Origin of the sequence: Curtobacterium sp. MMLR14_010 (genome assembly GCF_001865015.1) — a bacterium.
In the GTDB taxonomy this organism is placed as follows: Bacteria; Actinomycetota; Actinomycetes; order Actinomycetales; family Microbacteriaceae; genus Curtobacterium.
This window is the reverse complement of the sequence record NZ_MJGV01000101.1, coordinates 157,883-168,317: the sequence shown is the minus strand read 5'-3', so window position 1 is coordinate 168,317 and position 10,435 is coordinate 157,883. Positions and strand designations below refer to the sequence as shown.

The following is a 10,435-nucleotide window of genomic DNA, read 5'->3' as shown; positions in this document are numbered from 1 at the left end:
CCGACCGGTCACGACACCCCGCTCACCTCCGCCGAGCGGTCACCTCCCGTCGCCCAAGCGCGCCCCGACCGACGTCCCTCGACCACTCGCCGACACCCCGCCGGGGTGTCCCGACCACTCGCCCCACCGCGAGCCGCCGGCCCGCACGCACCGCCGCCGGCGCGCACTCGCGCCGCCGCGCACCCGCCGCCGCCGCCGGTCCCAGCCTCCGCGCCACCGCGAGCCGCCGGCCCGCACCACCCACCGGCCTGGAGGCTCCCACCGGCCCCGCCCCGAGCCTCCAGTCCGCCCCGCCCCACGTCCAGACCGCGCCGAGATCGCACTCCGTGTCGCCTCACCGGCACCGCACCCGACACGAAGTGCGACCTCACCACGGGCGCGAAGCGCCCGCCCACCCCACCCCTACGGGTGCAGCAGTGCGGCGACGAGCACCAGCACGGGCACCGCGCCGATCGTCGAGATGAGCACGACGTCCCGTGCCACGGGGACCGCGGCGTCGTAGCGCTGCGCGTAGTTGAAGACGTTCTGCGCCGCGGGCAGCGCCCCGAGCGTCGTCAGGACGAACACCTGCTGGTCGCCGAGCCCGAACACGAACCGGGCGAACACGAAGGCCACGGCGGGCATCACGACCAGCTTCACGGCCGACGCCACGATCACGTCCGTCCGGATCGACGGGTCGCGGAGCGGTGCCGACCCGTGCAGGCTCATGCCGAACGACAGCAGCACGACCGGCACGGCCGCGGCCCCGACGAGCGCGAAGGGCTCGAGCACCGGATCCGGCAACCGCACGTGCAGCGCCGAGCTCAGCAGGCCGAGGAGCGACGCGATGATGAGCGGGTTGGTGACCGGTCCGAGCAGCCGACGCCTCCACCCGCCCCCGGAGGCGGTCGCCGCGTCGAGGATCGTCAGCGCGACCGGGGCGAGCAGGACGAGCTGCAGCAGGATCACCGGCACGACGGCCGTGGCCTGCCCGAGGACGTACACGGCGACCGGCAGCCCGATGTTGTTCGCGTTGACGTAGCTCGACGCCAGCGCGCCGACCGTCGTCACGGTGAGCGACCGTCGCAGGACCAGGCCGAACACGAGCGCCGCCCCGATGGCAACGGTCACGGCGCTGAACAGCGACACCCAGAGCATCGGCGACACCAGCGACGCGATGTCCGCGGTCGCGATGGTGTGGAACAGCAGGCACGGCATGAGCACGAAGAAGGCCAGCCGGCTCATCACGAACTGGGCGTGCGGTCCGAGCAGCCCGACGCGCCCGACGACGTACCCGGCCGCGATGATCGCGCCGATGATCGCGAAGCCGATCAGAACGCCACCCATCGCACCCATCCTGGCAGGTGTCGACGAGCGCCCGCGACCCGAGCGCGCACGACGTCCACCGGCGAGAACCTGCCGAGTCGGAAATGCCGGGGGCTGCACCGCCGTTGTCGTGACCATGACCGATGCCGCGACCACGCTCTCCCGTTCCACCGACTCGAGCCAGCCCCTCGTCCCGCTGCTCGAGGAACGGTGGAGCCCGCGCTCCTACGACGAGGCCGCGACGATCTCGGACGACCAGCTCGACGCCGTCCTCGAGGCCGCGCGCTGGGCCGCCTCCGCCCAGAACTCGCAGCCCCGCCGCTTCATCGCCGGCCGCCGCGGCACCGCGACGTTCCGCAAGATCAACGAGCACCTGCTCGGCTTCAACCAGACCTGGGCCCACCGGTCGAGCGCCCTGGTCGTCGGCGTGCTCGAGAACGTGACCGAGGACGGCGACGCCCGCCCCTTCGCGCAGTACGACCTCGGGCAGTCCCTCGCCGCCCTCACCGTGCAGGCCCACGCCGAGGGGCTGCACGTGCACCAGATGGCCGGCATCGACGCCAAGGGCCTCGCCGCGGCGTTCGACCTGCCGGAGCGCTTCCAGCCCTTCACGGTGACGGCGATCGGCACGGTCGGGCACCCGTCGCAGCTCGAGGAGAAGGCCGCCCAGCGCGAGGTCGCCCCGCGCACCCGCCTGCCGCTCGACGAGATCGTGCTCGTCAAGGAGTGAGACCGGGGGCGACGCCGCCCAGGGTCCAGCCGACCGGCTTCCCGCAAGGATCGGCTGGACCCCGCACCCGTCCGGCTCCGGGGACATGTCGCATGACACAATCGTGCCCATGACCGCACCACGCCTCGTCGCCTTCGATCTGGACGACACCCTCGCCCCGTCGAAGTCCTCGCTCGACCCCCGCATGCTCGAGACCTTCGCCGCGCTGCTCGAGACGGTCCCCGTCGCCGTGATCTCCGGCGGCAACTTCCAGCAGTTCGAGCAGCAGCTGGTCACCCCGCTCAGCCACCGCGCCGGCCTGACCCTCGACGACCTGCACCTGCTGCCCACCTGTGGCACGCGGTACTACCGCTGGGCCGGGGACGACTGGGCGCTGCAGTACGCCGAGGACCTCACCGACGACGAGAAGGCCCGCGCCCTCGCCGCCGTCGAGGCCGTCGCGAAGGACGCCGGCTACTGGGAGTCCGAGACCTGGGGCGACATCCTCGAGGACCGCGGCTCCCAGATCACCTTCTCCGCACTCGGCCAGGCCGCCCCGGTCGACGTGAAGAAGCAGTGGGACCCGACCGGCGCGAAGAAGGACGACCTGCGCCGCCGCGTGCAGGCCGAGCTCCCCGACCTCGAGGTCCGCTCCGGCGGCTCCACCAGCGTCGACATCACCCGCAAGGGCATCGACAAGGCCTACGGAATGCAGCGGCTCGCCGAGATCACCGGCATCGCGCTCGACGACATGCTCTTCGTCGGCGACCGCCTCGACCCCGAGGGCAACGACTACCCCGTCAAGGCCCTCGGCGTCCCCTGCCACGCGGTGGAGGGCTGGGAGGACACCGACGCGTTCCTCACCGAGCTGATCCCGACGCTCCGAGCTGCGTCCGCCTGACGGTCGCCTCCGTCTGGCGGTCGCCTTCGTCTGGCGGCGCGTCGGGTCGCGCTGGTCTTGTGGTCGCCGCCACCCGGCCTGGAGGCTCGGCCCGGCTCCGTCAGGGCAGGCTGCGGACCGCCTCGACGAACGCCCGGATCTTCGCGGCGTCCTTGACCCCGCGCTCGGACTCGACGCCGCTCGACACGTCGACGCCGTCCGGGTCGAGGCTCTCGACCGCGGCGACGACGTTCGCCGGGGTGAGTCCGCCGGCGAGGATCCAGGCCTCGTCGATGCCGTCCGCCAGCGTCGCGGGGTCGATGAGCCGGCCGCTGCCGGGCACCGCGGCGTCGAGCAGCAGCAGGTCGTGGTCGTACGCGGCGCGCTGCTCGGGGGTCTCGGCGAGGTAGTCCTCGGCCGCGACGGCCCGGATCGTGAAGAAGCCGGCGTCCCGCGCGCGGGCGAAGTCCGTCGCGGACTCCTTGCCGTGCAGCTGGAGCGTCGTCAGGCCCACCGCGGAGGCGATGCCGACGATCTCGTCGATCTCCTGGTCGCGGAACACCCCGACGGCGTCGATCCCGTCCGGCACCCGCTCGACGAGCTCCTGCGCCCGGTCGGCGGTGACGGTGCGGTGGCTGCCGGCCGCGAAGACGAACCCGACGGCGTCGGCACCGGCGTCGACGGCAGCGTCCACGGTCTCCGGCGTCGACAGGCCGCAGATCTTGATCCATCGCTGGTCGCTCATCCCCCCATCCTGCCCGACACGACCGACGGACGGACAGCGCACCGGGTCATCTCCGCGCGGGCAGGACGTCGTGGTCGTCGGCATCGGGGTCGGAGTCGGCGAGCAGGGCCGCCGTGAGCTTGTCGAGCGCGGGCGCCGTCCGCGCGAGCACCGCGCGCTCCTCCGGCGTGAGGGCCGTCTCGGCCGCCGCGAGCACCCGGGCGGCACGTCGTGTCCGGGACTCGGCGATGACGGCCGAACCAGCGGGCGTCAGGGAGACCAGGACCCCGCGGGCGTCGGAGGGGTCCGGCGCCCGCTCGACGAGCCCCTGGGCCTCGAGGTCGGCGACCGTCACCCGCATGCTCTGGTGCCGCACGCGGCGCAGCCGGGCCAGCGTCGCGATGCTGTGGGCGCCGTCCCGGGCGAGGAAGCCGAGCGCCTCGATCTGCCCCTCCGGCGTGGTCTCGGACCGTCGGACGGCGCGCACGCTGTCGCCGATCGCCCGCCGGAGCGCGTTCGCGTCGTCGAGGGTGAACACGGTGTCCTGGTCGTCGGAGGCCATGACCAAAGTGTACAGGCGGGCTGTACACTTCGGAGCATGCAGCTGACGAAGCACACCCACGCCACCGTCGTCCTCCGTGACGGCGACCGCTCCCTCGTGATCGACCCGGGCGCCTACACGCCGAACTCCGCCGACCTCGTCGCCGGCACCTCCGCCGTCCTCGTGACGCACGACCACCCCGACCACTTCGACGCCGACGTCCTGACCGCCGCGCTCGACGCCCAGCCCGACCTGCACGTCTGGGCCCCCGCTGACGTCGTCACCGCGCTCGGCGAGCACGACGGCCGCGTCACCGCGGTCGCACCCGGCGACACGCTCCAGGCCGGCGGCTTCCCCGTGCAGGTCCACGGCGGCGACCACGCCGTGATCCACGCCGACCTGCCCGCGATGAGCAACGTCGGCTACCTGGTCGACGGCCGCGTCTTCCACCCCGGCGACTCGTACGCGGTCCCCGACACCACGGTCGAGACGCTGCTCGTCCCGACCTCCGGCCCGTGGGCCAAGCTCAGCGAGCTCGTCGACTTCATCCGTGCGGTGAAGCCGACCCGCGCGGTGCAGGTCCACGACCTCATGCTCAGTGAGGCCGGCCGCGGCATGTTCGCCCAGTACAGCGGTCAGCTCACCGGCATCGAGCTGCTGACCCTGCAGGACGGCGAGTCAGTCGACGTCTGACCCGACCAGACCGTCGCTGCCGCCGGGGGATCAGTGCAGCGTGCCCGCGACGTAGCTCAGCGCGCACGCGAGCAGCACCCCGGCAGCCGCGACGGTCCCGGTCGCGATGTTGCGTCGGCGCCAGCGGTTGACGGCCTCGAACGTGCCACGCCGTGCGTGCCGGTGCGCCGCCCGGTGCATGCGGTGGTCCCGCTTGTGCGCCAGGCGCTCCGGGCCGAGGGGCACGGGTCCGGTGACCTGCATGGAGCCACCACGGAGCGCCCGCGCCACGGCGACGGCGGTCGGACGACGGGCGGGGTCACGATCGGTCATCCGGAGCAGCAGGTCCTGCCAGTCACGACCGACCTCGTCCGGGATCTCCGGGCTGCGACGGAGGCGCGCCAGGGCTGCCTCGATGAGCGTCCCGGAGTACTCCTGCTTGCCGGTCAGGGCCTCGAGCAGCACCAGCCCGAGCGAGTAGACGTCGGTGGCGTAGCTGATCGGCTCGCCGGCGACCTGCTCGGGGCTGAGGTAGGCGGCCGTGCCGATCACGGTGCCGTCGTTCGTCAGGCGTGAGCCGTCGACGAAGTGCGCGACACCGAAGTCCGTGAGCTTGACCGTCCGGGCGAACCCGGAGGAGCCCTCGTCGCTGATGAGGATGTTGGCGGGCTTGACGTCGCGGTGCACGATCCCGCGGGAGTGCACGTACGCCAGGGCGTCGGCGAGCTGGGCCCCGAGGTCGGCCGCCTCGTAGTTGTGGAGGGCGCCCTCGGCCAGCCGGCGGAGCAGCGTCGTGTCGGCGATGAGCTCCATCACGATGAACCGGTGCGGCCCGTCGGGGAACTCGTGGGTGCCGGCGTCGTAGAGCGGGATGAGCCCCGGGTGCGACAGCATGCTGAGGAGCCGGATCTCGCGCTCCTGGCGGACCCGGTCGGCCGTCGTCATCGAGTGCGGCGTCGCGAAGAGCTTCACGGCGACCAGGCGGTAGGTGTGCTCGTCGCGGGCCTCGTAGACCGAGCCCATGCCCCCGGTGCCGATGAGGCGCGCCAACCGGTAACGTCCGGAGAGCACCGTCTCAGTGCGGGTGTTGTCGACGAGTGACATCAGGGTGGTTCGATCCTTCGGGGAGCCATCGGGAGGCGAGCGTTGCTCGTGCGCGACTCGCCGACAACGGTACGCTCCGTGTCCTCGATCCGGGTGGGCGTTATGACATCGTGACGCACCCGACATCCCTGGAACCGCGCGGATCGGCGGGGTCTAGCGTCTCGGGGTACAGGCCGCGGATCCGACGCGAACTGGACACCACGGAAGGGGACATGCGATGGCACTGTCGAAGGGCGACGAAGTCCACTGGAACACCTCGCAGGGGAAGACGACCGGCAAGCTCGTCGAGCAGCGCACGGAGGACTTCGAGTTCGACGGTCAGCACTTCAAGCCGACGGACGACGACCCGTACTGGATCATCGAGTCGGAGAAGTCGGGCAAGCGTGCGGCGCACAAGGAGTCGGCGCTCACCAAGGCCTGACCAGCAGTCCGGCGCCGGTCAGTCCCCGGTCGTCTCCGCACGACGACGGCCGTGGACGCCGGCGTCGGGCGCCTGGCTCCGCGCCTGGCCCTGGCCCTGGCCCTGGCCCTGGCTCCGTGTGGCACGCTCCGCACGACCGCGGCGGACCCGACGCACGATGAACACGACGGCCACCACCACGATCGCCGCGTACATCGCCCGGTCGATCCACTCCGTGTAGCCCTCGACCTTGTCGTACTGGGTGCCGAGGGCGGCGCCGCCGAGCACGAGCACGCTGTTCCACAGGCCGGAACCGAGGATCGTGAACAGCGAGAACGACGCCAGGTTCATCCGGTCGGCACCGGCGGGCAGCGAGATCAGGCTGCGGACGATCGGCACCAGGCGGCCGAACAGCACGGCGCTGCGACCGTGGCGGTGGAACCAGGCGGCGGCCTTGCGGAAGTCGTCCTCGTCGACGAGCGGCAGCTTCCCGAGCCAGCGGACCGTGCGCTCGAAGCCGATGACCCGGCCGAGCCAGTACAGGACGAGTGCGCCGACGTAGGACCCGAGGGTCGCGAGGACCAGCACGAGCACCAGGTTCATCCGGCCGGCGCCGGCGAGGAACCCCGCGAGCGGCAGGATGACCTCCGACGGGATCGGCGGGAACACCGTCTCGACGAAGAGCATCAGCGCCACGCCCCACTCGCCGAGCGCCTCGATGAGCCGCAGCACCATCCCGGACAGTCCGCCCATGTCGGCGTCCGGGGACGAGGAAGCGGCGCGGGTGGCGGTCGTCAGAACGGCGGTCGTCATCCAGCGATCATCCCTGAACACCCTGACAGGTGCCGGAGTGCGCCGCCCGGTCCCGTCAGCCCAGGCCCATGTGCGACGCCCGCACGTGCGTGAGCGACCGCGCGAGCGCTCCCCTGGCCACGGCGTCCCGCCCGACGGACGACGGCACGATCGCCACCGGGTGCCGCAGCAGGGGCCCGACGGCGTCGCTCAGCGCCGCGCAGAACACCTCGGCCGCCGGCAGCACCTCGCCCCCGACGACCACGACCTCCGGGTCGATCGTCAGGACGAGCTGGGCCACACCCGGGGCGACGTCCGCGGCGAGCGCCCGGATCGTCTCCTGGGCGGCAGCGTCGCCCTGCCCGGCCGCCGCGATGACGGACTCGAGGTCCGCGCCGGACGGGATCCGAGCCTCCAGTCTGGCCGGTGCCTCCGGCCACCCGGTCGACGCCAGTCCGCCCATCTCCCCCGCCGCGCCCCGTGCACCGCGGGCCAGCGCGCCATCGACCAGGAAGGCGGCGCCGATCTGGCGGCCCATCACGAGGTACAGGCCGTCGCGGACCCCGTGGAAGCCGCCCCACATCGTCTCGGCCGTCGCGGCGAGCTTGGCGTCGTTGTCGAAGAACGTGACCGCGCTCGGCAGCAGCTCCTGGATGCGTCCTGGCACCCGGCTCTCGACCCACTCGGGCACGGCGACGGTGTAGTCGATCTCGCCGCTGCGGTCTACGACCGCGGGGACGCCGAACGTGGCGGCGAGCAGCCGGCCGGGGTCGACGTGGGACGTCAGCCGGTGGACGACGTCCTGCACGCTCGACCATGCCTGATCGGCGGATGCGAGGTCCGTGTAGACCTCCTCCACCCGGGCGAGTTCGTCCCCGCGGAGGTCGGCGAGCACGCCGACGATGCCGTGCAGCCCGAGGTCCACGCCGAGCACCGATCCGGCTCCGGCGTCGGCGCGGAACCGCTTGGCGCGGCGGCCGGCCTTGTTCGGCGTCGCGATGGCGTCGGCCTCGCGCACCCAGCCGGCGGCCACCAGGTCGGCGAGCGCCGCCTCCACCGTCGGGCGGGACAGCCCGACCCGGCGGCTCAGCTCGGTGACGGTGGACGAGGAGTCGTCGCGGAACAGCTCGTCGAGGAGTGCGCGGGAGTTGAGGAGCCGGAGGGTCGCGGGCGAGCTCCCGTCGACCCCGCTCGGGATCGTTGACAGGGATTCGCTCACGGCCATAGTCTCCACATTACGAAAGATCATTGAGGAATGGTGGACGCCCACATGCTCATCCCCCGCCCGCGCCTGTCGACACCCGGTGTCGGCTCGTTCGAGATCACCCCGTCGACCCGCATCGCCGCTGATGCGCCGAGCGAACCGGTCCGACTGTACCTGCAGCAGACGCTGCGGGGGTCGACCGGCCTGCCCGTCCGCGATGCCGACCGATCGGAGGATGCGGGCATCTCCCTCCGTGTGGACGAGTCGGACCACACCCTCCTCGCCGGACCCGGCGAGGACCGGAGCGAGTCCTTCCGTCTGGTCGTCGACAGCGACCACGTCGAGGTCGTCGGCGGGGGTGCAGCCGGGGTCTTCTACGGCGTCCAGGCGGTCCTGCAGCTCCTGCCGGCGGACGTGTACCGGAAGGGCCGCGTCGGCACCGGCCCGTGGACGATCCCCTCGCAGCAGGTCGAGGACGCCCCCGCCTTCGCCTGGCGCGGTGTGATGCTCGACGTCGCCCGGCACTTCCGCACCAAGGCCGAGGTCCTCCGGGTCATCGACCAGCTCGCGGCGCACCGCGTCAACCGCCTGCACTTCCACCTCACCGAGGACCAGGGCTGGCGCATCGAGATCCGGAAGTACCCGCGACTGACCGAGATCGGGTCGTGGCGTGCCGAGTCCCAGGTCGGTGCGCACGTCGGGGGCCCGGACGGCATCCTCCGACCGGACGCTTTCGACGGCCGACCGCACGGTGGGTACTACACGCAGGACGACATCCGCGAGATCGTCGCCTACGCCACCGACCGGTTCGTCACCGTCGTCCCCGAGATCGAGACCCCCGGGCACGTCCGCGCCGCCCTCGCCGCGTACCCGGAGCTCGGCGTGCACCCGGAGTCCCCGGTCGACGTCTGGACCGAGTGGGGCATCGCGGACGACGTCCTGAACGCCGACGACGCCACGATCACCTTCTTCAAGGACGTCCTCGACGAGGTCATCGAGCTCTTCCCGAGCGCCTACATCGGCATCGGCGGCGACGAGTGCCCGAAGGTGCAGTGGGAGACCGACCCCCGCACGCAGGAGCGCATCCGCGAGCTCGGCCTGGCGGACGAGGAGCAGCTACAGGCCTGGATCATCGGCCAGCTCGCCGCGCACGTCGAGTCGCACGGGCGTCGCGCCTTCGGGTGGGACGAGATCCTCGAGGGCGGCACGCTCTCCCCCTCCGCCACGGTGCTCTCCTGGCGCGGACTGCTGGGTGCCGTCACGGCCGCACGCCGCGGGCACGACGTCATCTCCGTGCCGGACGACCAGGCCTACCTCGACTACCGGCAGAGCGACCTGCCGAACGAGCCGATCCCGGTGTCGATCGTGCTCACCGTCGACGACGTCTTCGCGTTCGACCCGGTGCCCGCATCGCTGACCGAGGCCGAGCGTGCCCACGTCATCGGCGGCCAGGGCAACATGTGGACCGAGCACGTGGACACCGTGCGGAAGCTCGACTACCAGCTCTTCCCCCGGGTCACCGCCCTGGCCGAGGCGCTGTGGTCCGCGGACGTCGCCGGCCCTCGCGACCTGGACGACTTCCGCGGGCGGCTCGTGGAGCACCTCGCCCGGCTCGAGGCCATGGGCATCGAGTACCGTCACGAGGCCGGCCCCTTCCCGTGGGAGGAGCGCCCCGGCGTCCCCGGCCGACCGAGCTCGCGCGAGGAGCGTGCCGCCTACATCGACGCCGTCACGGCCAACATCGCCGACTGACCTCGGCCCGTCCCCATCGAGGGAGCAGAAGTCGTCCAGTCCGCGTTCGCGACCCGACGTCTTCTGCTCCCTCGACGCCGGGAACGCACCCCGGGTCCCGCCCACCCCACGCGACCGGTCACGACTCCCCGCTCACCTCCGCCGACCGGCCACAGCTCGTCGTCCCGACGCCCGCCGGGCGACGGATGCCGACCACTCGCCGATGCGCCGCCGGGGTGTCGCGACCCCTGGGTGCGCACCGACACGGACTGGAGGCTCGGTGCCAGCCAACACCGAGCCTCCCGTCCGCCCGGTGGTCCCGCCCACCCCTCGCGAGACACCCCCGTCTACCCGAGACACCGGCGTCAGCGCA

General features: G+C 72.5%; 11 protein-coding genes. 5 read left to right on the top strand and 6 right to left on the bottom strand.

Going from position 1 to position 10,435, the window contains the following annotated elements; genetic code table 11:
- Window positions 1-402 precede the first annotated feature (402 nt).
- The gene (locus tag BIU98_RS18300; protein ID WP_071279736.1) at window positions 403-1,326 is read right to left on the bottom strand and encodes an AEC family transporter; all 924 of its coding nucleotides are present in this window, start codon (window positions 1,324-1,326) and stop codon (window positions 403-405) included.
- 115 nt (window positions 1,327-1,441) lie between these two features.
- On the opposite strand from BIU98_RS18300, the gene BIU98_RS18295 reads away from it, so the two are divergent.
- Both BIU98_RS18295 and BIU98_RS18290 read left to right on the top strand, forming a co-directional pair.
- Window positions 1,442-2,035: a nitroreductase family protein gene (locus BIU98_RS18295; RefSeq protein ID WP_071279734.1), complete on the top strand. Its 594-nt coding sequence runs from the start codon at window positions 1,442-1,444 to the stop codon at window positions 2,033-2,035.
- A 109-nt stretch (window positions 2,036-2,144) separates the two neighbouring features.
- Window positions 2,145-2,915: an HAD-IIB family hydrolase gene (locus BIU98_RS18290; protein WP_071279732.1), complete on the top strand. Its 771-nt coding sequence runs from the start codon at window positions 2,145-2,147 to the stop codon at window positions 2,913-2,915.
- Window positions 2,916-3,015: 100 nt separating this feature from the next.
- Here the strand turns inward: BIU98_RS18290 and BIU98_RS18285 are convergent, their stop codons facing one another.
- Complete coding sequence (locus tag BIU98_RS18285) at window positions 3,016-3,639, bottom strand: phosphoribosylanthranilate isomerase (protein ID WP_071279730.1); 624 nt, start codon at window positions 3,637-3,639, stop codon at window positions 3,016-3,018.
- A 46-nt stretch (window positions 3,640-3,685) separates the two neighbouring features.
- Window positions 3,686-4,180, bottom strand: coding sequence for a MarR family winged helix-turn-helix transcriptional regulator (locus BIU98_RS18280; protein WP_071279728.1), 495 nt, complete (start codon window positions 4,178-4,180; stop codon window positions 3,686-3,688).
- 36 nt (window positions 4,181-4,216) lie between these two features.
- Here BIU98_RS18280 and BIU98_RS18275 point away from each other — a divergent pair, with 36 nt between their 5' ends.
- Entirely contained in the window at window positions 4,217-4,852 is a 636-nt protein-coding gene (locus tag BIU98_RS18275) for an MBL fold metallo-hydrolase (protein ID WP_071279726.1), read from the top strand.
- A gap of 30 nt (window positions 4,853-4,882) precedes the next feature.
- Here the strand turns inward: BIU98_RS18275 and BIU98_RS18270 are convergent, their stop codons facing one another.
- Window positions 4,883-5,935 (bottom strand): serine/threonine-protein kinase, encoded by a 1,053-nt coding sequence (locus BIU98_RS18270; RefSeq protein WP_071279724.1) that lies wholly within the window; start codon window positions 5,933-5,935, stop codon window positions 4,883-4,885.
- A 217-nt stretch (window positions 5,936-6,152) separates the two neighbouring features.
- Between BIU98_RS18270 and BIU98_RS18265 the strand changes: the two genes are divergently transcribed.
- On the top strand, window positions 6,153-6,356 hold the full coding sequence (locus BIU98_RS18265) for a DUF2945 domain-containing protein (protein ID WP_071279722.1): 204 nt from the start codon (window positions 6,153-6,155) through the stop codon (window positions 6,354-6,356).
- Window positions 6,357-6,374: 18 nt separating this feature from the next.
- On the opposite strand, the gene BIU98_RS18260 is transcribed toward BIU98_RS18265, so the two are convergent.
- Both BIU98_RS18260 and BIU98_RS18255 read right to left on the bottom strand, forming a co-directional pair.
- Window positions 6,375-7,148, bottom strand: coding sequence for a DedA family protein (locus tag BIU98_RS18260; RefSeq protein WP_071279720.1), 774 nt, complete (start codon window positions 7,146-7,148; stop codon window positions 6,375-6,377).
- Window positions 7,149-7,203: 55 nt separating this feature from the next.
- Window positions 7,204-8,346, bottom strand: coding sequence for an ROK family transcriptional regulator (locus BIU98_RS18255; protein WP_175481421.1), 1,143 nt, complete (start codon window positions 8,344-8,346; stop codon window positions 7,204-7,206).
- Window positions 8,347-8,382: 36 nt separating this feature from the next.
- Here BIU98_RS18255 and BIU98_RS18250 point away from each other — a divergent pair, with 36 nt between their 5' ends.
- Window positions 8,383-10,083 carry a beta-N-acetylhexosaminidase gene (locus tag BIU98_RS18250; RefSeq protein ID WP_071279716.1) on the top strand — a complete coding sequence of 567 codons (1,701 nt, stop codon included), beginning with the start codon at window positions 8,383-8,385 and terminating at the stop codon, window positions 10,081-10,083.
- Window positions 10,084-10,435: the final 352 nt, after the last annotated feature.

Coding starts and splice junctions, on each gene's coding strand:
- BIU98_RS18300 (WP_071279736.1), bottom strand. CDS start 1,326: ATGGGTGGCGTTCTGATCGGCTTCGCGATCATCGGCGCGATCATCGCG.
- BIU98_RS18295 (WP_071279734.1), top strand. CDS start 1,442: ATGACCGATGCCGCGACCACGCTCTCCCGTTCCACCGACTCGAGCCAG.
- BIU98_RS18290 (WP_071279732.1), top strand. CDS start 2,145: ATGACCGCACCACGCCTCGTCGCCTTCGATCTGGACGACACCCTCGCC.
- BIU98_RS18285 (WP_071279730.1), bottom strand. CDS start 3,639: ATGAGCGACCAGCGATGGATCAAGATCTGCGGCCTGTCGACGCCGGAG.
- BIU98_RS18280 (WP_071279728.1), bottom strand. CDS start 4,180: ATGGCCTCCGACGACCAGGACACCGTGTTCACCCTCGACGACGCGAAC.
- BIU98_RS18275 (WP_071279726.1), top strand. CDS start 4,217: ATGCAGCTGACGAAGCACACCCACGCCACCGTCGTCCTCCGTGACGGC.
- BIU98_RS18270 (WP_071279724.1), bottom strand. CDS start 5,935: ATGTCACTCGTCGACAACACCCGCACTGAGACGGTGCTCTCCGGACGT.
- BIU98_RS18265 (WP_071279722.1), top strand. CDS start 6,153: ATGGCACTGTCGAAGGGCGACGAAGTCCACTGGAACACCTCGCAGGGG.
- BIU98_RS18260 (WP_071279720.1), bottom strand. CDS start 7,148: ATGACGACCGCCGTTCTGACGACCGCCACCCGCGCCGCTTCCTCGTCC.
- BIU98_RS18250 (WP_071279716.1), top strand. CDS start 8,383: ATGGTGGACGCCCACATGCTCATCCCCCGCCCGCGCCTGTCGACACCC.